The organism is Desulfobulbus propionicus DSM 2032 (assembly GCF_000186885.1).
Classification (GTDB): domain Bacteria; phylum Desulfobacterota; class Desulfobulbia; order Desulfobulbales; family Desulfobulbaceae; genus Desulfobulbus; species Desulfobulbus propionicus.
The window spans coordinates 3,797,154-3,821,397 of record NC_014972.1 but is presented as its reverse complement, the minus strand read 5'-3'; the positions used below and the strand labels follow the sequence as shown (position 1 = coordinate 3,821,397).

Here is a 24,244-nt window from a genome sequence, read left to right as displayed (position 1 = left end):
CGCGAGACAGGTTGTCCGTGTGGGGTCAGGACGCATCCCCCTTCCCGGCGTCATTGTTTTTTTTCTCCAACTTCTGGGTTACCACCCGCAACGCGGTGCCGGCCACCAGCAGGGTGCCGATCAGGGCCGGTACATGGGACACGTAATCCCAGGTGAAATCGGGATAGACCTGGTTGGTGATCCTGGGGTTGAAACCTAGCTTGTCGAAGCTCACCCCGGCGAGGAAGAGATATTGGGTGCCGCCGGCCTCTTCCAGACCGTACACATGGTTGACATACTCGGCCACCACCTGTTCGGTACGCTCGTCGCCGTCGACCCGTTTGACCGGATAGGCGTAGGTCTCGCCGGGCTTGAGCGCCAGGCGGCGCTTGGCTTCTTCCCGCAGATCCTTGACCTTGCCGAAGATCGAGGCGCCGGTGGGACAGAATTCGCAGCAGGCGGAATACCCTCCCTGGGCATAGCGATGATTGCACAACTGGCACTTGACCACCGAGGGCGAGGCTTTTTCCCATTCATAGGCGGGAATACCGAAGGGACAGGCGATTTGACAGTACCGGCAGCCAAAGCAGCGGTTCTTGTTGTAGGTGACGATGCCGGTGTCCGGCTGCTTTTGCAGGGCCGCCACCGGGCAGACCGACACGCAGGCCGGTTCGAGACAATGGAGACAGTGCTGCTTGACAAAGGAGAAGGCCGGGCCGCCCTTTTCGCTCTGGCCGGGCTGCTCGCCGTCACCATCGCGGTAGGCCTTGATCACGCACAGCGTCTTGGAGGAGAGGTTGTCCGGGGCGTCATAGATCGGATCGCCCTGCGGATATTCAAAGGGAATCTGGCCGGCAGTTTCCTTGTGGTACAAGGCGCCGCCGGGTTCGGAGTTGGCTTTCTTGCAGTTGACCATGCACGACATGCAGCCGATGCACAGGGTCGCGTCATAGAGGATGCCGACCGCATCGGGCGGCAGCTCCCCGCGCGGTGCCGCTTGGCCGCGCGTCGGCGCCGCAGTCAGCATCAGGCCGGCCCCCGCCGAAAATTTGAGAAAATCCCGTCTGTTGATTGCCATGGTGTTCACACTCCCGGTCTATGTTCAGTCTTCCTTGCCGCCCCGCTGTGACAGGGCCACCGCCGCCGCGCCGATGGCCGCTCCGGCCACGCCATAGGCGAAATTCTTGGCGCCACCGCCCTTGGGCGGAACCGCGTCGGGCTGTTGTGCCGGCGGCGTGGGGAAGGCGACCTTTGCCTTGGAAAACAGGGGGCTGTGGAAACCGACCTTGTCCTCGGAACAACCGAAGCAGGGCGAGCCGGTGGCCACCGGCCAACAGCCGGGGGTGTCGTTGAACGGCAGGGTGGCGCAGTTGTTATACGTCTCCGGTCCCTTGCACCCCAGTTTGTAGAGGCAGTAGCCCTGGCGATGGCCTTCGTCGCCGAACTCCTCGGCAAAACGGCCGGCGTCAAAGTGGGGCCTGCGTTCGCAGTTTTCGTGGATCAGGCGGCTGTAGGCGAATTTGGGCCGTCCCTTGTCGTCCAGGGCCGGCAGTTTGTTGAAGGTCAGGAAGTGAATGACCGTGGAAAGAAAATTGTAGGGATTGGGCGGACAGCCGGGGATATTGACCACCGGAATGCCCTTGGGCTTGAGGATGGTATGCACCGGGGTGGCCCCGGTGGGATTGGGATCGGCGGAAGGAACGCCACCCCAGGCGGCACAAGAACCGATGGCGATGACCGCCGCTGCCAGCGGCGCGGTTTCGTTGAGAATGTCGAGCACCGGTTTGCCGGCGATCTGGCAGTAGATGCCCTTATCCTTGACCGGAATGGCGCCGTCCACCACCAGGATGAATTTGCCCTTGTTTTCCTCGATCGATTTGGCCCGGGCAGCCTCGGCCTGATGACCGGAGCCGGCATTGAGGGTCTCGGAGTATTCGAGCGAGATCAGGTCAAAAATCAGCGTTTCAATGGACGGGTGCCCGGTGCGCAACAGCGACTCGACGCAGCCGGTGCATTCCTGGCCGGAGAGCCAGATCACCGGAGGACGTTTCGGCGAGGTGACGGCCTCGGCGATCCGGGGAACCGCAGCGGCCGGCAAGCCCATGGTGGCTGCCACCGCCGTGCAGAATTTCATGAAATCCCTGCGAGTTACACTACTCAACAGATTCTCGTTGCTGCCCACAACCTTCGACTTCATCTGCCACCTCCTTAATGTACAGGTAACTGCTTATGTACGCATCGAACTCACAAACCTCTCTTTGACAAAACCATGAAACAAACAATCCGTTACGTTGGTGTATAAAGGCAAAAAAAAGCCTGTGCAACACCTTTTTCATTGTGCACATTTTGCACAATGCCCATCCAAAAGACTATCGATCAACACCCACCGCTTCGGCGCGGTCTGGATGGACGGGAAACAAAGGCAGGGTGATTCGCCCTGGTCCAGCTAGCGGATGAGGAAAGAGCGAGGACTGCGCCCCTGTTTTGCCCCGTGCGGCGTGACACCAAGCATGCGCAGGGTTTATGAACAACAAGGCGGCGGAAGAACACGGCCGCGATCAAAGGGGGAGAAGGCTGAAGACGGGAACAAGAAGAAGGATTGACTGTCGCAGCCGCCAACAAGCAGGACCGACCGGTTGGCTGGTCTCTTGATACATCGAGTCGAACAGGTCGCGAACCTTGGCATTTTTGCAGACGAACGGACGCTGAATGTCAGGAAGACCTATATCGCCTATCAAGATAGTGCAACAGACCGGATAGGTCGTAGTCGACACGCTTGAAACAGATCTTGAGGTCGTTCATAAGCTCATTAACTCAAGGAGAAACATCTAATGTCCTGCGATGCGCAGGTTATGAGGAATGCGTTGGCAGAAGCGGTGGATGGTTGGTGACGTGCAGCGGAATCAGGGGAAGCATAGCGATCTTCCCCATTTTTTCCGCCATTTCATTGGAACTTCAACGTGTCTTACTGTAAAGCCTCCTTGATCCGCTCCATTGCCTTGACCACATTGGCCTCGGAGTTGAAGGCGGAGAGGCGGATGTAGCCCTGGCCGCACTTGCCGAAACCTGCGCCGGGGGTGCACACCACGCCGGCCTTGTTCAAGAGCAGGTCAAAGAATTCCCAGGAATCCCGCCCCCCCTCGATCCACACATAGGGAGCATTGTCGCCGCCCACATACGTGTACCCCAGCTCGGACATGGCCTGGCCGATAATTTTGGCGTTGTTCAAGTAGCCATCGATCAAGGCGGTGCACTGGGCCTTGCCCTCGGGCGAATAGACCGCCTCGGCGGCGCGTTGGACCGGATAGGAGACGCCGTTGAACTTGGTGCAGTGGCGGCGGTTCCACAACGGATGGATCGCCTGTTTGTTGCCGTGCGCATCAAAGGCTCGGCACTCCTTGGGGACCACTGTGTAGGCGCAGCGGGTGCCAGTGAAGCCGGCGCTCTTGGAGTAGCTGCGGAATTCAATCGCCACCTCGCGCGCACCCTCGATCTCGAAGATGGAGTGCGGCAGTTGGGAGTCGCGGATGAAGGCCTCGTAGGCGGCGTCGAACAGAATCAACGCCTTGGTCTCGCGGGCGAAATCGACCCAAACCTTGAGCTGTTCCTTGGTGATGGTCGAACCAGTGGGGTTGTTGGGGAAACAGAGGTAGATCAGGTCCACTGGCTCCTTGGGCAGGTCGGGAACAAAGTTGTTTGCCTTGGTCGACTCCAGATAGACGATGCCCTCATAGCGGCCATCCTTGAACATCCCGGTGCGGCCGGCCATGACGTTGGTGTCGAGGTAGACCGGGTAGACCGGGTCGGGAATGGCGATTGTCGCGTCCAGGGCGAACAGCTCCTGAATGTTGCCGGTGTCGCACTTGGCACCGTCGGAGACAAACACCTCGTCGGCCTGGATGTCGGCGCCGCGCGCCTGAAAATCGTTGACCGCGATGGCCTGGCGGAGGAAATCATAGCCCTGCTCCGGACCGTAGCCGCGAAAACCGGCCGTGGTGGCCATCTCGTCGACCGCCTTGTGGAAGGCCGCGATACAGGCGGGGGGCAGGGGGTTGGTGACGTCGCCGATGCCCAGCTTGATCACCTCGCGCTCGGGATGGGCGGTCTGGAAGGCGGCCACCCGTTTGGCGATATCGGAAAAAAGGTAGGAAGCCTGCAGTTTCAGGTAATGCTCGTTTATTCTCAACATGGAGTATCCCTTCAGTGTGGAATCCCGCCGGAACGCCGGAGGGGTTAGAGGTTAACCTTGACCCGGTTGCCGAAATCGTAGCCCTCGGTGGAAAAATCATAGTCCATCCGCCCGGCGTCCAGACGCATCTTCGGGGCCAGGATGGTGACCTTGCCCGGGCTGACCAGCATCTTGGTGGCATCGTCGTATTCGAGCCGTTCGGACAGCATGACCTGGTTCTTGGTCGGCTTGCTGACTTTGACATGGTCGGTGAGAATCAGGTGGCGGTCGTTGATCAGGTAGGCACCCCGGCGGCTCTCGATATTGATCGGCTCCTTCTCGGTACCGATGTACATGGCGCTGACCTCCTCCATCTTGATCTCATGGTCGCGCTCGCCGGTAAAGGCGCGCTCGGCGTCGATCTGCCATTCTTCCATGCCGTTCGTGGTCATGGTGATCGCCACCCGGTCCATGACGAAATTCTGGATCGGCGTGTCTTCCTCGGGCTGGGCCAGCTTGGGATTGTAACCGCCCCGGGGTTCAAGGAACGCGCTCAACGGCGGCTTCCAGGCGGGACTGGTGACAAGGAGCAGCAGCGGCAGCAGCCACAGCAGGTTGCGGGGATTACGGATCATCGGTCGAACGTGGCCTGCATGCGCGCCAGATTGCCCTGCGCCTCGAGAATCAAGTCGCAGACCTCGCGGACCGCGCCATGCCCGCCGCCGCGCTCGGTGGTATAGTGGACCCGCTGGCGGATCTCGGCCACCGCGTTGGCCGGCGCCACGGCGAGGCCAACCCGGTTGAGAATCGGCAGATCCATCAGGTCGTCGCCCATGAACCCGGTTTGCGGCGGCCGCAGACCGGTTTGCTTGAGGATGGATTCGTACACAGTCAGTTTGTCCTGCTTGCCCTGGAAGACATGGGCCAGACGTAGATCCTGGGCGCGACGCGCCACCGCCTCCGAGGTGCGGGCCGTGATGATGCCCACCGCCACGCCGCTGTCCTGAAGCAGCTTGATCCCCAGGCCGTCCTGGGTGTTGAAGCTCTTGGTCTCGCCGCCGCCAGAGGTGTAGGTGATGGTGCCGTCGGTGAGCACGCCGTCAACATCGAGCAGCAACAGCCGTATTTGCCGCGCCTGGGGCAGGGCCGCCAGCCAGGCCGCACCGCGTTCCACCGGCCGGTTGCGGGCCATGGCCCGGTTGCGCAGAGCCTCGGTCAGCTCGCAATCGGTGGGATAGCCGCCACCCGGCATACCGCAACCGTCACGCTGCATCGATCACTCCGCTCACCGCTTGGCGCACCGCCAGCAGTTGTTTGAGCAGGGGCTCGACTTGATCGAGCGGCAGGGAATTGGGGCCGTCGCACAGAGCCTTGTCCGGCTGCGGATGAACCTCGAGGAACAAACCGTCGATGCCCACGGCCATGGCCGCGCGCGCCAGAGCAGGAATGAACTCGCGCTGCCCGCCGGAGCTCCCGCCCGCCCCGCCCGGCAGCTGCACCGAGTGGGTGGCGTCAAAGACCACTGGGTAGCCGAAAGCGCGCATCACCACCAGCGATCGCATGTCCACCACCAGATTGTTGTAGCCGAAGCTGGCGCCGCGCTCGGTGAGCAGGATTTTCTCCGTGCCCGCGCCACGCAATTTGTTGACCGCGTGCTCCATGTCCCAGGGCGAGACGAATTGCCCCTTCTTGACGTTGACCACCTTGCCGGTGCGGGCGGCGGCCATCAACAGATCGGTCTGGCGGCAGAGAAAGGCTGGAATCTGGAGGATATCGAGACAGTCGGCGGCCAGCTCGGCTTGGCCCGGCTCATGGATGTCGGACACCACCGGCACGCCGACCTCGGCGCGCAGACGGCCAAGGATACGCAGCCCTTTCTCGGCCCCAGGTCCGCGAAAAGAGCTGAGCGAGGTGCGGTTGGCCTTGTCGAACGAGGCCTTGAACACATAGGAAACGCCGAGACGGGCGGCAATGGCTTTCATCTCCCGGGCTATTTCCCAGGCCAGGTCGCCGCTTTCCAGCACGCAGGGACCGGCCATGAGCAACAGCGGCGCGCCCGGGCCGATGGTGATCGGACCCGCTGGAGTTGGTTGGATGCTGACAGGTTTGATCATCTCACGCCTTGCCGCCTTTCTTGTAGGTGATCGCCGCCTTGATGAAGTCGCGGAACAGGGGGTGGGCCTTCATCGGTTTGGACTGGAATTCCGGATGGAACTGGCAGCCGAGGAACCAGGGATGGTCGGCCAGTTCGATGATCTCCACCAGGGTGCCGTCGGGCGAGGTACCGCTGACGATCAGACCGGCTTCCTCCAACTGCTGGCGGTAGGCGTTGTTGAACTCGTAGCGGTGGCGATGCCGCTCGCTGATCTCTTCCTGGCCGTAGGCGGCGGCGGCGAAGGTGCCGGGCTTGAGGGCGCAGGGATAGGCGCCGAGCCGCAGGGTGCCGCCCATGTCGGAATGCTGGTCGCGTTTCTCGATCTTGCCGGTTCGGAAATCGAACCACTCGGTCATCAGATAGATCACCGGGTGCGGAGTGGCCGGATTGAACTCGACCGAATGCGCTCCATCGATCTTGGCGATGTTGCGCGCGAACTCGACAACCGCCAACTGCATGCCCAGACAGATGCCGAAAAATGGCACCTTGCGCTCGCGGGCATAGGTCACGGCCTGGATCTTACCTTCCATGCCGCGGCTGCCGAAACCGCCGGGGACGAGGATGGCGTCACAGTGGTCAAGCTTCTCCAGATCGGTGCCGTCCTCCAGTTCGTCGGCGCTGATATACTGCAAGGCCACCTTGGTCTCGTTGGCGATGCCGCCATGGATCAGAGCCTCGTGCAAACTCTTGTAGGATTCCTTGAGATCGACATACTTGCCGGTGATGCCGATGGTCACCGTGGCCTTGGGATTCTTGATCTTGCGCACCAACCGCTCCCACGGCTCGATGTTCGGCGACCCGGTCCAGATGCCCAGCTTCTCCAGGATGCGGTCATCCACCCCCTCCTGCCGGAGCTTGAGCGGCAGTTCGTAGATACTTTCGACATCCACGGCCGAGATGACCGCGTTGGCGTCGACGTTGCAAAAGAGGGCGATCTTCTTCTTGAGATCGTCGCTGAGCGGTTCCTCGGTGCGGCACATGAGGATGTCGGGCTGGATGCCCGAGGCCAGCAGCTCCTTGACCGAATGCTGGGTCGGCTTGGTCTTGACCTCGCCGGCGGTCTTGATGTAGGGCACCAGCGTCAAGTGGATGAACAAGGTGTATTCCTTGCCCAGATCGGTGCGCAGCTGGCGGATGGCCTCGATGAAGGGCAAGCCTTCGATGTCGCCCACCGTGCCGCCAATCTCGATGATGGCCACATCGGCGCTCCCGTCGAGCTGCACCACCGCCTCCTTGATCTCGTCGGTGATATGAGGGATCACCTGGACCGTGCCGCCGAGATACTCGCCGCGCCGTTCCTTCATGATCACCGAGTAGTAGATCCGGCCCGAAGTATAGTTGTTCTGCTTGCCCATGACCGCGTTGGTGAAACGCTCGTAATGCCCCATGTCCAGATCGGTTTCTGCGCCGTCGTTGGTGACGTAGACCTCACCGTGCTGGAAAGGGTTCATGGTGCCGGGATCGACGTTGATGTAGGGGTCGAGCTTCTGGAAGGTGACGGTCAGGCCTCGCGATTCCAGCAGGGCGCCGATGGAAGCGGCGGAAAGCCCCTTGCCCAGCGAGGAAAGGACGCCGCCGGTAATAAAAATGAATTTTGTTTTCTTGCTCAGGGAAGCTTTCATGCCGTTACCTTTGTCGCGCTGGGAAAAAAGAGGAAGGCAGCCGCGGCTGCCTTGGTGTGGTCGGAACGAAAATATACCCGATCAACCCCGGCTTGACAAGCCCGGCCGGGCGGAAAACCGGAGACATACCTTAATGATTTTGTACGAAATTACACGGTCGGCACAAGATGTTCAGGGTTTGTGCGGCCCGTTCCACAGCGCGGCGGTCAGGTCGATCACTTCCCGGTGCTGCTCCTGGCTCAACGGGGTGAAGGGGGAGTTGTCATAGGTGGTGTCGCGATTTTCCACCACCAGCACCCGGGCATCAAAGCTCAGGGTGTGGGTGTGCCAGACCGCCTGCTTGACGTTGTACACGTGGCCCGGTTGAAGGTCTTGGGCGTGGATGCGACTGACCCGGTCCCTTCCCTCGCCGACAAAAAGAATGCAACGCCCCGCCAACAGGACAAAGACCTCGTCGGTTTCATTGTGGCGCTGCATCCGGGTGAGGTTCTCCGGCAGCAGGTCGGGGCTGAAGTTGAGCACGGCCACCCGCCAGTGTTCGAAATCCACCAGGGGTTTGTAGCCCTCGGCTGCATGCTCGTGTATTTCCAGCAAACCCTTGTTCATCGCGGTCACCGGGTGGCCGGAGCCAAGATCTGTTTGAGGAACAGCTGACTGCGCGGATTTTGGGGGGTGGTGAAAAACGCCTGTGGCGGCGCCACTTCGACGATGGCGCCGGCATCCATGAACACCACCGTGTCGGCCACCTCGCGGGCAAAGCCCATTTCGTGGGTCACCACCACCATGGTCATGCCTTCCCGGGCCAGGGCCACCATGACCTCCAGCACCTCGTTGATCATCTCCGGGTCGAGCGCCGAGGTCGGCTCGTCGAAAAGCATGATCTTCGGCTCCATGGCCAGCGCCCGGGCAATGGCCACCCGCTGCTGCTGGCCGCCGGAGAGCTGAACCGGGAAATGGTGGGCCCGGTCGCGCATCCCCACCTTATCGAGCAGGCTCATGGCCAGCTCCTCGGCCTGGGCGCGTCCCATCATCTTGAGCTTGATCGGCGCCAGGGTGAGGTTGTCGAGCACCGACTTATGGCGAAAGAGGTTGAAATTCTGAAACACCATGCCCACTTCCATGCGGATGCGGTTGATGTCCGCGCCTTCGCCATAGAGGTTGTGGCCGTCGACGATGATCGTTCCGGAATCGATGGACTCCAATCGGTTGATGGTCCGGAGCAGGGTCGACTTGCCCGAGCCCGAAGGTCCGAGCACCACGACCTTTTCCCCGGACCGGATATCGAGGCTGACATCGGCCAGCGCTCGAAATGTTCCAAAAAATTTATTGATCTGCTGCAGGCGGATAATCGGATCAGCGGCGTTCATAATGGCTCAATCGGTGTTCCATGATGCTGATGCATTTGGACAGGATCAGGGTGATCAGCAAGTAAATCAGGGCGATCATGGTATAGGTCTCGAAATAGTTGAAGCTCTCCGAGGCGTATTCCCGCCCGCGTCGCAGAATATCGGCCACCGCCAGAATCGAGACCAGCGATGTGTCCTTCAGCAGGGCGATGAACTCGTTGCCCACCGGCGGCAGGATGGTCCGCCAGGCCTGGGGAAGGATGACGTAGGCCATGGTTTGGCGGTGGTTGAAGCCAAGCGACAAGGCCGCCTCGGTCTGCCCGAAATCAATCGATTTAATGCCAGCGCGAAAGACCTCGCCCATGTAGGCCCCGTAACAGAAGGCCATGGCGATTACCGCCGCCACCATGTCCGGAACGCGGACAAAACGGCCCAGGGCGTAGTAGATGTAGAACAGCTGCACCAGCAGCGGGATGCCGCGCACCACCTCGACATACAGCGAGGCGATCAGGTTGATCACCCGGTTGCGCGACAGTCGGCCCAGGCCGGTCAATAAGCCGATGACGATGGCAAGCGTGATCGACAGCACCGTGACCTCGAAGGTGATCAGGATGCCGTCGGGCACGAAACGGAGGATGTTGAGGTAAGGATCCGGCTTCATCCACGGCAAGAGGACAAGCAGGGTTATGGCCCCAAACAGGGCGATCCACCAGGCGGAAACCAACCCCTTGTCTTCCGGCCGGGGAATGGCGGCACCGTCGCCGACTTCGATTTTGGTGATTTCAGGTTCAGACATGGTGAGCCGATTCGTCACGGTTGGATAAAAAAAGCCGGGCACAAAGGCCCGGCAAATGGTCAAGCGTAAGGATCGGTCATTGACCGATCCATTTTTTCTTCAGTTCTTGGTCAAGGCCCTTGGCTTTGACCGCGGCGATGCCCTTGTTGATCAGGGCCAGGGTTTCGGCATTGCCCTTGTTGACGGCCACGCCGTAATGCTCGGCTTCGCCGGTCTCGATAATGGCGGCGATCTTGAGGGTGTCCTTGTACTTGTCCATGGCGTAGTTGGCGGCCACCGGATCGTCGCAGACCACCGCGGCAATGCGGCCGACATTCAGATCCTCCATGGCCAGGCCGACTTCGTCGTAGGATTTGGCTTCCACCCCGGCGGCGGCCTTGATGGCGAAATAACCGGTGGTGCCGATCTGGCCGCCCACCTTCTGCCCCTTGAGGTCGGCCAGGCTCTTGGCGGTCGATGCCTTGCCCACGATCAGGGCTTGACGGACGGTGAAGTAGGGCTCGCTGAAGTCCATCGCCTTTTTCCGTTCCTCGGTGATCGACACCGAGCTGACAATGGCATCGTACTTCTTGGCGGCCAAGCCGGCGAATATGCCGTCCCAGGCGGTGTTCTTGAATACCGGCGTGAAGCCCGCTTCTTTGCCGGCGGCGGTCATGAATTCGATGGCATAGCCCACCACCTGTTTCTGATCGTTGACAAATTCCATCGGCGGCCAGGTGGCGTCGGTGGCAAAGGTAATGGTGGTTTCCGCGGCAACCGGGCTGCACAGGGTGGCCAGCAGCAACAGGGCGGTGAATAGTTTGTGGATCATCTGTTCCTCCTCAGCGGGACATGGGTAACGGTTTCCTCCATCTACCATTCATGAAAAAGGCTAGCAAGAAAAAGGTGCGGCCACCGTGGCGAGTCGAGCGGGAGACCACCGCGAGACAACCGGGGAAAACTAGGTTTTTCTTGACGTTATCCTCCTGTTGCAGGTATACATCGACTACTTGTTTCCCCCTGTTCCTTCTTTATTTCGCGAGGTTGATTATGCATACCTTTTCCCGTCTTTTCCTTGCCACGGCTCTTGCTTGCACGGTTCTGCTCGCTGGCGGTTGTGGCCCGAAACAGGTCTCCCCTTACGCGGGCGGCGCCGGTGCCGGCTCCGATGACAGCATGGGCGGCAATCGCATGGGCAACATCACCGAAGAGACCGGCCCCGGAGTGGAAGGGCTTGATTCCACAGGCAGAGGCGGAAGCGGCAGCCTGGCCACTGACGCCGATCAGCAGAGCGATGCCTACAAACGCGCCCATGGCCGTTCGTCGCCCGAGTTCACCCCGATCTACTTCGACTACGACCATTCCGGCATTCGCAGCGATCAGATTCCAAGCATGGAACACAACGGCGGCTACCTGAAGAGCAATTCTTCGGCGCGGGTGCTGATCGAGGGCAACACCGACAACCGGGGCACCAACGAATACAACCTGGCCTTGGGTGAACGTCGTGCCATGAGCGCCAAGACCTATCTGATAGAATTCGGGATCGAGGAAAGCCGCATCCGCACCGTCAGCTACGGAGAAGAGCGGCCGCTGTTCAACGGTGGCAGCGAAGACGATTACGCCCACAACCGGCGCGACGACTTTATCCTCGAATAGCGTCCCCCTTCCCTCTCCATCGGGTTTGCCGCGGAAGGCAAACCCGATGGACGCGATCCCTCTCTCCCCTCCGTTTTCCCGTTTTCCCTCACTGCCGCCAATGGATCTTTCTTTTTCCCTTGACTTGCGAATGATTATTAAATACATTTGACAAAAATTTTCAAGAGGGGGGCAATGGATCACACTCTGCGGATGACCCATCAACGTGAAATCATTCTCAACGAGATGCAGCGGTGCAAGCTGCATTTGACCGCGGATGAGTTATACGAACGGATTAAAAAGAAATTGCCCCGGATCAGTTTGGCAACGGTGTACCGGAACCTGGAGATCCTCTCCGAAGCCGGATTGATCAAAAAATTGGAAATCAGCGGTCGGCAGAAACGGTTTGACTGGGACCCCCAGGACCACGACCATGTCTACTGCACCCGCTGCCAGCGGGTTGACAACATTCCCACGACCAGCGCTCCGTTGCCCTTTGACCAGATTCGGGAAAAAGGGTACCGGATCACCGGGTGCAGAATTGAATTTTTCGGTCTTTGTCCGAATTGTCAGAAAAATCAGGAAAAGAAACAACGAACAGGAGAACGAACCATGGCATGCACATCATGCGGTCGCGCATCACTCAGCGACACCCAACGTCAGGTGCTCGAGGCCCTGGCCCACAGCAAGGAGGCGTGCGGCAGCAAGGAGTTGGCCGCAGCCACCGGCCTGGAAAGCAAGCAGGTCAGCTGCCAGATCACCGCCCTGAAAAACAAGGGCTACGTGAGCAGTCCCGCCCGTTGCAAGTATGCGATCACCGAGCAGGGCAAGACTGCGCTCGACTGACCGTCCTTTCATTGCGTATCCTTCAATATCCACAAACCAGGAGGTTGTGTTATGAGCTTTTTAGTGACCAAACAGGCGCCGGATTTCACCGCCACCGCCGTTCTGCCCGACAATTCGATGAAACCGGATTTCAAGCTCTCCGACTACCGGGGTAAATATGTGATCCTCTTCTTCTATCCGCTGGATTTCACCTTTGTCTGCCCCTCGGAGATTCTTGCTTTTGACCGGGCACTGGAGGCGTTCAAGGCCAAGAACTGCGAAATCATCGGCGTGTCGATCGATTCCCAGTTTTCCCACTGGGCCTGGAAAAACACCCCGATCAACCAGGGCGGCATCGGCAATATCCAGTATCCCCTGGTGTCCGATCTCGATAAAAGCATTTCCCGTCAGTACGGCGTGCTGCTCGATGCCGGCATCGCCCTGCGCGGTACCTTTCTCATCGACCGCGACGGTATTGTCCGCCATGCGGTGGTCAACGATCTGCCCTTGGGCCGCAACATCGACGAAGCGCTGCGCATGGTCGATGCCCTGCAGTTTCACGAGCAGCACGGCGATGTCTGTCCGGCCAACTGGCAGGAAGGCAAGGAGGCCATGACCCCCACCGCCGCCGGCGTTGCCGAGTATCTGGCCAAGCACAATGGTTGATCGGCTCTCGATCTTCCGGACAAAACAGGGAAAAAGACAATTTGGCCCTTTCGGAGCCGAATCAGATGGTTTATTGTTTTTGCGTGTTTTGCCCGGCGTGGGGGCGGAAACCACGCGCGTTTCTGCCCATCAGATTTTTTCAATCAACGAGGAGAACAGAACATGACCAAGAAGAATGACGTGTACAAGTGCGCCCTCTGCGGCAACATTGTTGAAGTTCTGCATGCCGGTGCCGGCGAACTGGTCTGCTGCGGCCAACCTATGACCCTGATGACCGAGAACACCGTCGATGCCGCCAAGGAAAAACATGTGCCGGTCATCACCAAGGTAGCCGAGGGCTACAAGGTTACCGTTGGTTCAGTGCCCCACCCCATGGAGGAAAAGCACTGGATCGAGTTCATCGAGCTGATTGCCGACGGCAAGGTCTACCGCCAGGATCTCAAACCCGGCGAGGCGCCTGAAGCAACCTTCTGTATTCAAGCGGATAAGGTTTCCGCTCGCGAGTACTGCAACCTCCACGGACTGTGGAAGGCCTGATTCCCCCTTAATGACCGAAAGGAGAAGTGATGAAAAAATACGTCTGTGTTGTCTGTTCCTACGAGTATGATCCTGCTGTCGGCGATCCTGACAATGGCGTGGCTCCCGGCACCGCGTTTGAAGATATCCCCGATGACTGGACCTGTCCGGTCTGCGGCGCGGGCAAGGATCAATTCGAAGAAGCGTAACCAATCCGCCCCTCTGCCGGATTCGTCCGGCAGAGGGGCCACCTTGTCCGGCCCGCCCAGGCAGGTCTCCCCCCTCCCGCCGCCCGCCGTTATGCCGACCAGACCATCGCGGTCTGCGGCTGTCTCATGCGCTGACCCATTTTCTGTACTCTTTCGAGGTTGCCTATGAACAAAACCGTTTTTTTCGCTTTCCGCGACAATCCGCTCTGCTTCATTCACGTGCTCCTGAACAGTTTGGATATGGCCCAGAAGGGCATGGAGGGTAAAATAGTGCTCGAAGGCGAGTCGGTCACCCTGGTGCCGGTCATGGCCGAGCCCTCGCATTTCCTTCATCAACTGTACACCAAGGCCAAGACTCAGGGTCTGATCGTCGGCGCCTGCCGTGCCTGCTCCACCAAGCTCAATGTCGTCGAAGCGGTCACCCAGGAGAACATTCCGCTGATTGGCGAATTGGCTGGCCATCCGGCGATGTCGGCCTATATCGAGCAAGGCTATACGGTTCTCACCTTTTAACCGCATCCCAACAGAGGAATCACTCCATGAAAAAAATTGCCCTGGCTGACAATGTCTACTGGGTGGGCGCCGTCGACTGGAATATCCGTGATTTCCACGGCTATTCGACCTACCGCGGCACCACCTACAACGCCTTTCTCATCATCGACGAAAAGGTCACCCTGATCGATACGGTCAAAAAACCGTACAAAAGCGAGCTGATGCACCGCATCCACACCATCATCGATCCGAAAAAGATCGACTATCTGGTGGTCAACCATGTAGAGATGGATCACAGCGGCTCGCTACCCGAGGTGGTCGAGGCGATCAATCCGGAAAAGATCATCTGCTCGAAGATGGGCCACAAGGCTCTGATGCAGCATTTCCACCGTCCGGACTGGCCCTTTCATGTGGTCGCGCCGGGCGAGGAAATCAGCCTGGGCACGAAGACGCTCAGTTTCCTCGAAACCCGCATGCTCCACTGGCCGGATTCGATGTTCACCTACCTCAAGGAAGATCAGATCCTGTTCACCAGCGATGCCTTTGGCGAGCATCTGGCCACCAGCGAGCGGTTTGACGACGAAGTCAACCAGGATGTGCTCATGCACGAGGCCACCAAGTACTACGCCAACATCCTCACCCTCTATTCGCCGCTGGTGAAGAAGCTGCTAGCCAAGGTCCAGGAGATGCAGTTGCCGATCAAGATGCTCGCCCCCGATCACGGCGTGGTCTGGCGTTCCAATCCGGGCAAGATCATCGAGGCTTACAACCGCTGGTGCAACCACCAGGGCAACGGCCGGGCCCTGGTCATCTACGACACCATGTGGGAATCGACCAAGAAGATGGCCAAGGCCGTGGCCGAAGGCCTGCATGAGCAGGGCGTGGAGTACAAGCTGCTTGATCTGGCGGTTAACCACCGTAGCGACGTCATGACCGACGTGCTCGAGGCCAGCGCCATTGTGCTTGGTTCTCCGACCCTCAACAACGGTATGTTGCCACGCATGGCCGATTTTCTGATGTACATGCGCGGTCTGCGGCCGACCAACAAGGTGGGGGCCTCGTTCGGTTCCTACGGCTGGTCGGGCGAGGCGGTCAAGATGATGAATGAAATCCTCAAGGAGATGAACATCGTGGTCTGTCACCCAGGGGTCAAGACCCAGTATGTCCCCGAGCATGCCCAGTTGGGCGAGTGCGTGGAACTGGGACGGACAGTGGGCAAGGCCATGCAGGCGATGATGGCCGGCGAGCAGGTGGAATCCCTGGCCTGATCGACGCTGATGGTACAGAAACAAGAAAAGCCCTGCACTCCCGAGCGGAATGCAGGGCTTTTTTTATCTAAAACGGTCGCTGCGGAGGGCAGTCGCCGCCACAGCGTAGTAGGTTATTCGTCGCGGCAACAGGAGGTGGCGAGGATGTGCGCGTACATTTGCTCCACCACCTCGTCGGCCGGTATTTGGGTGGAATCAAGGATGACCGCATCCGCGGCGGCCTGCAACGGGGCCGCGCTCCGTTCGCGATCGGCCTTATCACGTTTGATGATCTGCGCCAACAACTGCTGCTCATCCACGGTCTCGCCCTTGCCGCGCAACTGGGCCGCCCGGCGCTGCGCCCGCACCTCGGGGCTGGCGTCGAGGAAAAACTTCCAGGCCGCATCCGGAAAGACCACGGTGCCGGTGTCGCGGCCCTCGGCCACAATGCGGCCGCCTGCGCCGATCTGCTGCTGCAGCCGGGTCAGGGTCGCGCGTACCATCGGCAGGGCAGAGAACTGCGAGGCCAGCATGCCCATCTCCGGGGTACGCAAGGCCTGCCCCACCTCGCCCCCCTCCACGAGCACCCGTACATCATCGCCACCGGGCAAGGGCGGCAGCAGTTCGATCCGCAGCGAGGCCAACAGATCCGCCAGCTGCGGGCCTTCTTCTGCGGCGATCCCCTGCTCTCGGCAGTGATAGGCCACGGCCCGGTACATCGCCCCTGTATCCAGGTAGGTGAAATGGAGCTTGGCCGCCAGGGCCCGGGAGACGGTCGATTTACCACCGCCGGACGGGCCGTCGATGGTGACGATCCGTTTACGCACGCCCATACCCCAGGTCCCGGAGACAGTCGGCCAGGGCGCTGACAAAGCGCTGATTCTCCGCCATCGTGCCCACGGTGATGCGGATGAAGTCCGGATAACCGTAGGCCTTCATCGAACGGACAATCACGCCCTTGTAGAGCATGGCTTCATAGAGTTTTGTGGCATCGCCCTGCACATCAATGAGGAAAAAGTTGGTGTGCGACGGATAGGGCGTGCAGCCCAGCTCGGCGACCTCCGCACTCAGCCAGGTCCGGCCCTCGGCCGTGCCGCTCAGGGTGCGCTGGTAGTGTTCCAGGTCGTCGAGCGCAGCCAAGGCGCCGGCCTGGGCCGGCAGGTTGATGTTGAATGGTTGCCGCACCCGATGCAGCAGCGCGGCCACCTCGCGGTGCATGACCCCGAAGCCGACCCGCAGCCCAGCGAGACCAAAGGCCTTGGAAAAGGTGCGCAGGCTGACCACCGCCGGGATCTGCTCTGGCTGACGGATATAGCCGAGGATATCGATGCGCACCGCAGGATCGACGAAATCGACGTAGGCCTCGTCCACCACCACGATCACCGACTGGGGCAGGCTGCGCAGGAAGCGGTCAAAGTCCTCGCGGGAGATCAGGGTGCCGGTGGGGTTATTCGGGTTGTCGATGAAGATCAACCGGGTGCGGTCGGTCACGGCGGCGCTGATCGCCTCCAGGTCATGGCGCATCTCCTTGAGCGGAACGATCACGTTCTCGCCGCCCCGCACCTGGACGAACTTCTGGTACATGAGGAAGGAGGGGTGGCTAGTGATGACCGCGTCACCGGTACCGACAAAGGCCTTGACCAGAAACTCGATCACTTCGTTGGAGCCGTTGCCGAGCACGATCTCGTCGGACGCCGACCCCATCCACCGGGCCACGGCCTCGGTCAGGGAGTAGCTCGAACCGTCGGGATAGCGGTGCAGGTTGGCAAGCATGGCCCCAATGGCCGCGACCGCCTTGGGCGAGGGGCCCCAGGGGTTTTCGTTGGAGGCCAGCTTGATGGCGTTGGTCACCCCGTATTCCCGCTCCAGCTCATCCATGGGTTTGCCGGGCGGATAGGGGACAATGGCCGCGATGTGGGGTTGAATGGGCAGTTGCATAATCAGGCGATCACCGGTTTCTTGCCGACAACGCCGGCACGTTGTTCAAGGTTGTAGGCAGCACGCAACAGAATTTCCTCGTTGAAGTGGGCCGCCTGGAGCTGCAAACCGATCGGCAGGCCGTCGCTGCTGAACCCGCAGGGCACCGACATGCCGGGCACGCCGGCAAGGTTGGCCGACAGAGTAAGGATATCGGAAAGATAGAGGGCAAGCGGATCGTCGGCCTTGTCGCCGATCTTCCAGGCCGGGGTCGGGCAGACCGGCGAAACCATCAGGTCGCAGTGGGCAAAGGCCTTGGCGAAATCGTCCTTGATCAGGGTGCGCACCTGGGAGGCCTTCTTGTAGTAGGCATCGTAATAGCCCGAGGAGAGTGCATAGGTGCCGATGAGGATACGGCGCTTGACTTCGTCGCCGAATCCCTGCGAACGGGTGCGGTTGTACATCTCGATCAGGGAGTCGGCCGAACGGTCGCGATAGCCGTAGCGAACGCCGTCGAAGCGGGCCAGGTTGGAGCTGGCCTCGGCCGGGGCGATCAAATAATAGACCGCCACGCAGTAGTCGGTGTGTGGCAGGGTGACCTCCACCAGCTCGGCGCCGGCCTCCTGGAGCATGCGGATGCCGTCGCGGACCGCCCTGTCCACCTCGGGATCGAGTCCCTGGACGAAATATTCCCTAGGTAGACCGATCTTCACCCCTTTGAGTCCGTCCTGGAGGGAGGCGGTAAAATCAGGGACGTCCAATTTGATCGAGGTGGAATCCTTGGGGTCATGGCCGCTGATCGCGTTCATCATCAGGGCGCAGTCGCGCACCTCCTTGGTCAGCGGCCCGACCTGATCGAGCGAGGAGGCAAAGGCCACCAGACCGTAGCGCGACACCCGGCCATAGGTCGGCTTCATGCCCACCGTGCCGCACAGCGAGGCGGGCTGGCGGATCGAACCGCCGGTGTCTGAACCCAGCGAGGCGAAACACTCGTCGGCCGCCACCGCCGCCGCTGACCCGCCGCTGGAACCGCCGGCCACATAGCCGAGCTTCCAGGGGTTGTGGGGTACTTTGAAGGCGCAATTTTCGCTGGTCGAGCCCATGGCGAATTCGTCCATGGCCAGCTTGCCCACGAGCACCGAACCGGCCTCGGCCAGTTTGGTCACCACCGTGGCCTCGTAGGGGGCGACGAAGTTTTCCAAGATGCGGGAGCCGCAGGTGGTGGGCATGGTAGTGGTGCAGAGCACATCCTTGATAGCCAGGGGGATGCCGCACAGCGGCCCGCCTTGCCCGTTTTTCCTGGCAATATCGGCCTGTTCTGCCTGTCGCAGGGCACCTTCCCGATCCAGGGTCAGGTAGGATTGAACTTTGGGTTCGACGGCTTCAATCCGGGCAAGCACCGATTCGGTAAGGGCCACCGAACTCACCTCGCCGGTCTCCAGGAGACGCCGGGCCTCGTGCAGGGGTAACGCGTACAGTTCCATGCTTCGCTTGATGGTAAGGGGTGAAAAAGAAGGACGGCGCTCAGCCGATGACCCGGGGAACCACAAAGGATTCGCCATTCTGCTCCGGCCCGTTGACCAAGGCGCGCTCACGGGGGAGCGAGGGGCGGACCTCATCCTCGCGGAAGGCATTGACCACCTGCTGCGTGTGGGTGGTGACGGGTACGCCGGTGGTGTCTAGCTCGTCGAGTTTGGCCACATAGGACAAGATGGCGTCGAGCTGGCCGGTCATGCGATCCACCTCGGCGCTGGTCAGATCAAGCCGGGCCAGTTTGGCCACATGCTGCACTTCTTCTCGGGTAATTTTCATGGTTGATCAACAAATGGAAGAACAGGGGCTGTGACTTGTCAACAAACGGCTACTGTTTATACAGCGAACAAGCGGAAAGAACAACCCCCGCAAAGATTTCCACCAGTTCCGGATCGAACTGAGTCCCTCCGCAGCGGCGCAGCTCACCCACCGCTTCGGCGGAGGTGAGATTTTTTCGGTAATTGCGGCGCGAGGTCATGGCATCATAGCTGTCGGCGATGGTGATGATCCTGGTGAGGGTGTCCAATTCGTTGCCGCCAATCCCATCCGGATAACCTGTGCCGTCGATTTTTTCGTGGTGGTGACGGATGATGTCCCGCTCCCGATCCATGAAGGTCAGCGGTTCGATGATGCTCGCCCCCACTCCGGGATGTTTCTTGATCAATTCCCACTCCTCCGGACTGAGTGCCCCGGGCTTCTGGATGCAGGACAGATCGATCACCAGCTTGCCGATGTCGTGAAACTGGGAGGCCCGGCGCAACACCGTGATGTCGTCGCCGCTAAAACCGGCCGCCTGCCCGAGCAGCAGGGCCAATTCCGTCACCCGGCGGGTGTGGCCGGCGGTGTAGCCGTCCTTTTCCTCCATGGCCGCCTGCAGGCTGGACATGATCTGGACGGTCGCCTGTTCCAGGTGCTCGCTGTAGCGCTCAAGCAGGAGATTCTTTTCGGCCAGCTCACGGGTCTTCGCCTCGACCTCCCTTTCCAGGTTTTTCTTGTAGGCCTTTTCCTGGAGGAGAAAGTGCCGCTTTTCCACCGCCTGCTTGACCTTCACATGGAACAGTTCGATGTCGGCAATCGGCTTGGTGAGAAAATCGTAGGCCCCCAAATGAATCGCCTTGACCGCATAATCCATGGAACCCGCGCCGGTGAGAAACAAAACCGGGATGTCCACCTGTTGCCGGTTCAGCCGCTCCAGCGTCTCAAAACCATCCATGTCCGGCATGTTGATGTCAAGCACGATGACGTCGAACTCGTCGTTCACGCACTCCAAAACCTGCCGTCCGGATTCCACGGCGGTGACCTCGTGGTCAAAGAAGAGGAGAATTTTTTGGATCGCCAGACGAACCAGGGAATCATCATCCGCGACAAGAATCTTTGCGCCCATATTCCATCCTGGTCAATTGGGAACAATATGCACCGAATACCCACCCATGCAAACCTGCACGCACTGTTCGGTCCCCCAACTATCTTGTTTAGTTTGGCACAATTCCCCCGGCGAGAAAAGCACTATTGCCGCCAGGCGATCGCACCTGAACATTTTATTCAGAAAAATCATGGTATTGATAATTTGCTGCCCGCATTCTCAATCACGCTTTGCAACAGGGCTGACCTGCGCGCTATCCGCGCGAACCCAGAACCGCCGCAAGGAATGGCGATAGGAGGGGGAACATGCGCGCTCAGCGGCAAGAGCCGGTGGTGCGAGGAGAGACCCTGACAAAACTGTTTCGCTATGAACAAGACACGGACGAATCGGAAAACAACGGGGCGGAAAAGAACGAGCCAACGGGAAGGAACAACAACCTCGCTTGACACAAATGCAACACAAAAGAAAAACTTCTTACATAATATGTAAGGTTATCCTGGTAAACCACCCAGGAACATGGTACAAACTTGTTAAACTAGCACCCTGATGGAAGGTCGTTCAGGATGGCGTGGTCCTGGAACACAAACAACAAAGGCTGGTTGGCAATCCAACCAGCCTTTGTCTATATGGCGGAGAGAGAGGGATTCGAACCCTCGGTGGAGTATAACCCCCACACTCGCTTAGCAGGCGAGCACCATCGGCCTACTCGGTCATCTCTCCATGGAGTGCATATCGGTTTCTGGCGGAGGGAGTAGGATTCGAACCCACGGTACTTTCGCACAACGGTTTTCAAGACCGCCGCCTTAAACCACTCGGCCATCCCTCCATAACGGCACGTAAATACCATTTCAAAGGAATACTGTCAATAACCTCCTCAATTTCATGAAAACAAACACTTCCTCTGTCGATGCCATGCAGGACCAGGAATTCATCGACCTGACCTGCCTTTATGAAATCACCCGCCACCTGGCCTCGGCCACCAGCCTGCAGGACTGCCTGGAAAAGATCGTCACCTCCCTGGCCGAACGCAAGGGCATGGACAACGGCACGGTCACGATCATCAACCCGGCCACCGGTGAACTGGAGATCGAGGTGGCCCACGGCATCACCGCCGAGGCCAAGCGGCGCGGCCGCTACAAGCTGGGGGAGGGCATCACCGGCAAGGTGGTGGCCACCGGCGAGCCGATCATCGTGCCGCAGATCGGCGACGAACCGCTGTTTCTCAACCGTACCCGTACCCGCGGCGACGAGCGCAAGAAAAAAAGCTCGTTTCTCTGTGTGCCGATCATGGCCGCCCAGCAATCCATCGGCGCCTTGTCCATTGACCGGGTCTACAAGGAGGGATTCGGCACCCAGTCGGAGAATGATCTCCGCTTTCTCACCGTGGTCAGCGGCCTGATCGCCGAAACGGTGCAGCGCATCCAGCGGGTCAACGAGGAGAAGGAGGCCCTGCGCCAGGAAAATTCCAAGCTCAAACGGGAGTTGACCGCCAAAAACCGGATCGAGGAGATCATCGGCAACTCGTCGCGCATGCAGGAAGTGTTCGACATGGTGCATCGGGTGGCCGACTCCAACGCCACCGTGCTCCTGCGCGGCGAATCCGGCACCGGCAAGACCCTGGTTGCCAAGGCCTTGCACCACAACTCCAGCCGGGCGGATGGCCCTTTTGTGGTGGTCAACTGCTCGGCTCTTCCCGAAACGCTCCTGGAGAGCGAACTGTTCGGCCACGAAAAAGGGGCCTTCACCGGCGCCACCGAAGCCAAGAAGGGGCGGTTCGAACTGGCCGAGGGCGGCACCCTATTCCTCGACGAGATCGGCGAGATCAGCCCGGCGGTGCAGGTCAAGTTGCTCAACGTCATCCAGGAACGCACCTTCCAGCGGCTGGGCTCGACCAAGACCATCAAGACCGACATCCGCCTGGTGGCGGCCACCAACCGCGACCTGGAAAAAGCGGTCAAGGAGATGGCCTTCCGCGAGGATCTCTATTACCGGCTCAACGTCTTTCCAGTTTATCTGCCGCCACTCAGGGAACGGCGCACCGATATCATGCTGCTCGCCGAATATTTCCTGGAAAAATACGCCAAGGAAAACAACAAGCAGATCAAGCGCATCTCCACCCCGGCCATCGACCTCCTGGTCCAGTACCACTGGCCCGGCAACGTGCGCGAGCTCCAGAACTGCATGGAACGGGCCGTGCTGATCTGCGACGGGCCGGCGATCAAGTCGATCCACCTGCCGCCCTCGCTACAGAGCGCGGACAGCATTCATTCCAGCAAGCCCCTTTCCTTGGCCACGGCGGTTGAAAATTTCGAGCGCGAACTTATTATTGAGGCGCTGAAAAAAAACAACGGCAACCAGACCAAGGCGGCCAAGAGTCTGGACACCAGCCTCCGGATCATCAATTACAAGATCCACAGCTACGGCATCGAACCCAAGCATTTCAAGGTCAAGTGATGCGGATTCTCCTGCACCTCTGCTGCGGACCCTGCGCGGTCTACCCCCTGATCCGGCTACGGAATCAGGGGCACGCGGTCGAAGGGGTGTTCTATAACCCCAACATCCACCCCTATCAGGAGTTCCGCCGCCGGGTGGAAGCGGTCAAACAGTTGAGTCTGGCGGCCGAGTTCCCGGTGACCATCGACGAAAACTATGGCTTGACCGAGTACCTGCGGCAGGTGGTGTTCCACGAGGCCGAGCGCTGCCCGATCTGTTATGAGATGCGCCTGGTGCGGGCGGTGCAAACCGCCGCTGCCGGAGATTTTGACGCGTTCACCACCACCCTGCTCTATTCCAAGTACCAGAACCACCGGCTGCTCATCGAACGCTGCCAGCGGTTGGCCGCGGAACACGGGGTCGATTTTTATTATGAAGATTTCCGGCTGGGCTGGCAGGAGGGCATCGACGAATCGATCCGGTTGGGGCTCTACCGTCAGCCCTACTGCGGCTGCATATACAGCGAGCAAGAGCGCTACGACAAGCGGCTGCGCAAACGTCCACGACAAACACACCAGGGAGCTTCTTGAGCGCGTAGCCAAGCCGCGACCTTACTGATCTATCGTTTTAAAGCGCGCCGTTGCCCCGTATCCGGCGCCGGGAGGACTACCATGGACAACATCATCGTGCTGGCCACCAGCAATCAGAACAAGCTCAAGGAGTTTCGGGAACTGCTCAAGAACGCGCCGGTGACGATCAAATCGCTCGCCGACTTCGGCCCCATGCCCGAACCGGTGGAGGACGGCGCAACCTTTGACGACAACGCCTACAAGAAGGCGCTGCACTATGCCAAGGTGTTGGGCCTGCCCTGCCTGGCCGACGATTCGGGCCTGGTGGTCGACGCCCTGGACGGTCGTCCCGGCGTCTATTCAGCCCGCTATTCCGGCCCGGAAGCCACCGATTGGTCCAACTGCGACAAACTGCTCGGTGAAATGGAAGGCCAGACCAACCGCAGCGCCCATTTCGTCTGCGTGCTGTCGCTTGCCACCCCCGGCGGTCCGGCCCTGACCTGGGAGGGCCGCTGCGACGGCGAACTGCTCACCGAGCGGCGGGGCGAGGCCGGTTTCGGCTATGATCCGCTCTTTTACTCCCCGGAATTGGGCAAAACCTTTGCCGAGCTGACCATGGAGGAGAAGAGCCGGGTCAGCCACCGCGGTCGGGCCATGGCCGAGTTTGCCGCCGAATTCTCCAAGGTGCAGACCTGGCTGCGGCAGCGCATGGCCGAGATCAAACCGCCCAAACCCGACCATAGCGAATTCGAGCACAACGACTGGTCCCAGGAGCGGATGTAGTCCTCCGTATT

27 protein-coding genes and 2 tRNA genes are annotated in these 24,244 nt (G+C 59.9%); 11 read left to right on the top strand and 18 right to left on the bottom strand.

Annotated elements, in window-relative coordinates:
• Positions 1–25 precede the first annotated feature (25 nt).
• From hybA to DESPR_RS16640, 11 genes are all read right to left on the bottom strand, one after another.
• A complete protein-coding gene (gene hybA, locus DESPR_RS16690; RefSeq protein WP_015725976.1) occupies positions 26–1,057 on the bottom strand; it encodes a hydrogenase 2 operon protein HybA in 1,032 nt (343 codons plus the stop codon).
• Between the two features lie 24 nt (positions 1,058–1,081).
• The gene (locus DESPR_RS16685) at positions 1,082–2,176 is read right to left on the bottom strand and encodes a hydrogenase small subunit (RefSeq protein ID WP_015725975.1); all 1,095 of its coding nucleotides are present in this window, start codon (positions 2,174–2,176) and stop codon (positions 1,082–1,084) included.
• A 768-nt stretch (positions 2,177–2,944) separates the two neighbouring features.
• Positions 2,945–4,168, bottom strand: a complete 1,224-nt coding sequence (locus DESPR_RS16680; RefSeq protein ID WP_015725974.1) for an LL-diaminopimelate aminotransferase — start codon at positions 4,166–4,168, stop codon at positions 2,945–2,947.
• A gap of 44 nt (positions 4,169–4,212) precedes the next feature.
• Positions 4,213–4,782: an LPS export ABC transporter periplasmic protein LptC gene (lptC, locus tag DESPR_RS16675; protein ID WP_015725973.1), complete on the bottom strand. Its 570-nt coding sequence runs from the start codon at positions 4,780–4,782 to the stop codon at positions 4,213–4,215.
• A complete protein-coding gene (locus DESPR_RS16670; protein ID WP_015725972.1) occupies positions 4,779–5,420 on the bottom strand; it encodes a KdsC family phosphatase in 642 nt (213 codons plus the stop codon). Before DESPR_RS16670 ends, lptC begins: the two co-directional genes overlap by 4 nt.
• Positions 5,410–6,261, bottom strand: coding sequence for a 3-deoxy-8-phosphooctulonate synthase (kdsA, locus tag DESPR_RS16665; protein ID WP_015725971.1), 852 nt, complete (start codon positions 6,259–6,261; stop codon positions 5,410–5,412). Before kdsA ends, DESPR_RS16670 begins: the two co-directional genes overlap by 11 nt.
• A gap of 1 nt (position 6,262) precedes the next feature.
• Positions 6,263–7,924: a CTP synthase gene (gene pyrG / locus DESPR_RS16660; protein ID WP_015725970.1), complete on the bottom strand. Its 1,662-nt coding sequence runs from the start codon at positions 7,922–7,924 to the stop codon at positions 6,263–6,265.
• 171 nt (positions 7,925–8,095) lie between these two features.
• Positions 8,096–8,530 (bottom strand): hypothetical protein, encoded by a 435-nt coding sequence (locus DESPR_RS16655; RefSeq protein WP_015725969.1) that lies wholly within the window; start codon positions 8,528–8,530, stop codon positions 8,096–8,098.
• Between the two features lie 5 nt (positions 8,531–8,535).
• Entirely contained in the window at positions 8,536–9,291 is a 756-nt protein-coding gene (locus DESPR_RS16650) for an amino acid ABC transporter ATP-binding protein (RefSeq protein ID WP_015725968.1), read from the bottom strand.
• Complete coding sequence (locus DESPR_RS16645; protein WP_015725967.1) at positions 9,278–10,066, bottom strand: amino acid ABC transporter permease; 789 nt, start codon at positions 10,064–10,066, stop codon at positions 9,278–9,280. The genes DESPR_RS16650 and DESPR_RS16645 overlap by 14 nt, the downstream gene beginning before the upstream one ends.
• Before the next feature lie 76 nt (positions 10,067–10,142).
• On the bottom strand, positions 10,143–10,877 hold the full coding sequence (locus DESPR_RS16640; RefSeq protein WP_015725966.1) for a basic amino acid ABC transporter substrate-binding protein: 735 nt from the start codon (positions 10,875–10,877) through the stop codon (positions 10,143–10,145).
• 218 nt (positions 10,878–11,095) lie between these two features.
• Between DESPR_RS16640 and DESPR_RS16635 the strand changes: the two genes are divergently transcribed.
• The 7 genes from DESPR_RS16635 (at position 11,096) to DESPR_RS16605 (ending at position 15,656) form a co-directional block, all read left to right on the top strand.
• Positions 11,096–11,701: an OmpA family protein gene (locus DESPR_RS16635; RefSeq protein ID WP_015725965.1), complete on the top strand. Its 606-nt coding sequence runs from the start codon at positions 11,096–11,098 to the stop codon at positions 11,699–11,701.
• A 174-nt stretch (positions 11,702–11,875) separates the two neighbouring features.
• Positions 11,876–12,526, top strand: a complete 651-nt coding sequence (locus DESPR_RS16630) for a transcriptional repressor (protein ID WP_015725964.1) — start codon at positions 11,876–11,878, stop codon at positions 12,524–12,526.
• 51 nt (positions 12,527–12,577) lie between these two features.
• Positions 12,578–13,171, top strand: coding sequence for a peroxiredoxin (locus DESPR_RS16625; RefSeq protein ID WP_015725963.1), 594 nt, complete (start codon positions 12,578–12,580; stop codon positions 13,169–13,171).
• A gap of 162 nt (positions 13,172–13,333) precedes the next feature.
• On the top strand, positions 13,334–13,708 hold the full coding sequence (locus tag DESPR_RS16620) for a desulfoferrodoxin (RefSeq protein ID WP_015725962.1): 375 nt from the start codon (positions 13,334–13,336) through the stop codon (positions 13,706–13,708).
• A 29-nt stretch (positions 13,709–13,737) separates the two neighbouring features.
• Positions 13,738–13,896, top strand: a complete 159-nt coding sequence (gene rd, locus DESPR_RS16615; protein ID WP_015725961.1) for a rubredoxin — start codon at positions 13,738–13,740, stop codon at positions 13,894–13,896.
• A 165-nt stretch (positions 13,897–14,061) separates the two neighbouring features.
• Positions 14,062–14,409, top strand: coding sequence for a DsrE family protein (locus tag DESPR_RS16610; RefSeq protein ID WP_015725960.1), 348 nt, complete (start codon positions 14,062–14,064; stop codon positions 14,407–14,409).
• Positions 14,410–14,435: 26 nt separating this feature from the next.
• Positions 14,436–15,656: an FprA family A-type flavoprotein gene (locus DESPR_RS16605; protein ID WP_015725959.1), complete on the top strand. Its 1,221-nt coding sequence runs from the start codon at positions 14,436–14,438 to the stop codon at positions 15,654–15,656.
• Between the two features lie 113 nt (positions 15,657–15,769).
• On the opposite strand, the gene cmk is transcribed toward DESPR_RS16605, so the two are convergent.
• The 5 genes from cmk to DESPR_RS16580 are packed head-to-tail and all read right to left on the bottom strand — an operon-like array spanning position 15,770 to position 20,469.
• Entirely contained in the window at positions 15,770–16,468 is a 699-nt protein-coding gene (cmk, locus tag DESPR_RS16600) for a (d)CMP kinase (RefSeq protein ID WP_015725958.1), read from the bottom strand.
• A complete protein-coding gene (hisC, locus tag DESPR_RS16595; RefSeq protein ID WP_015725957.1) occupies positions 16,455–17,573 on the bottom strand; it encodes a histidinol-phosphate transaminase in 1,119 nt (372 codons plus the stop codon). Before hisC ends, cmk begins: the two co-directional genes overlap by 14 nt.
• Before the next feature lie 2 nt (positions 17,574–17,575).
• Positions 17,576–19,036, bottom strand: a complete 1,461-nt coding sequence (gene gatA, locus DESPR_RS16590) for an Asp-tRNA(Asn)/Glu-tRNA(Gln) amidotransferase subunit GatA (RefSeq protein WP_015725956.1) — start codon at positions 19,034–19,036, stop codon at positions 17,576–17,578.
• Between the two features lie 40 nt (positions 19,037–19,076).
• Positions 19,077–19,364: an Asp-tRNA(Asn)/Glu-tRNA(Gln) amidotransferase subunit GatC gene (gatC, locus tag DESPR_RS16585; protein ID WP_015725955.1), complete on the bottom strand. Its 288-nt coding sequence runs from the start codon at positions 19,362–19,364 to the stop codon at positions 19,077–19,079.
• A 49-nt stretch (positions 19,365–19,413) separates the two neighbouring features.
• On the bottom strand, positions 19,414–20,469 hold the full coding sequence (locus tag DESPR_RS16580; RefSeq protein WP_015725954.1) for an HD domain-containing phosphohydrolase: 1,056 nt from the start codon (positions 20,467–20,469) through the stop codon (positions 19,414–19,416).
• A gap of 284 nt (positions 20,470–20,753) precedes the next feature.
• On the opposite strand from DESPR_RS16580, the gene DESPR_RS18665 reads away from it, so the two are divergent.
• Positions 20,754–20,894, top strand: a complete 141-nt coding sequence (locus DESPR_RS18665) for a hypothetical protein (RefSeq protein WP_015725953.1) — start codon at positions 20,754–20,756, stop codon at positions 20,892–20,894.
• 181 nt (positions 20,895–21,075) lie between these two features.
• On the opposite strand, the gene DESPR_RS16575 is transcribed toward DESPR_RS18665, so the two are convergent.
• A tRNA-Ser gene (locus DESPR_RS16575) sits at positions 21,076–21,168 on the bottom strand.
• 20 nt (positions 21,169–21,188) lie between these two features.
• Positions 21,189–21,274, bottom strand: a tRNA-Ser gene (locus DESPR_RS16570).
• Positions 21,275–21,330: 56 nt separating this feature from the next.
• On the opposite strand from DESPR_RS16570, the gene DESPR_RS16565 reads away from it, so the two are divergent.
• The 3 genes from DESPR_RS16565 to DESPR_RS16555 all read left to right on the top strand — a co-directional run bounded on the left by DESPR_RS16565 (position 21,331) and on the right by DESPR_RS16555 (position 24,233).
• Positions 21,331–22,902 carry a sigma-54 interaction domain-containing protein gene (locus tag DESPR_RS16565; RefSeq protein WP_015725952.1) on the top strand — a complete coding sequence of 524 codons (1,572 nt, stop codon included), beginning with the start codon at positions 21,331–21,333 and terminating at the stop codon, positions 22,900–22,902.
• Entirely contained in the window at positions 22,902–23,471 is a 570-nt protein-coding gene (locus tag DESPR_RS16560; protein WP_015725951.1) for an epoxyqueuosine reductase QueH, read from the top strand. Before DESPR_RS16565 ends, DESPR_RS16560 begins: the two co-directional genes overlap by 1 nt.
• A gap of 81 nt (positions 23,472–23,552) precedes the next feature.
• Positions 23,553–24,233: an XTP/dITP diphosphatase gene (locus DESPR_RS16555; protein ID WP_015725950.1), complete on the top strand. Its 681-nt coding sequence runs from the start codon at positions 23,553–23,555 to the stop codon at positions 24,231–24,233.
• The last annotated feature ends 11 nt before the right edge of the window (positions 24,234–24,244 follow it).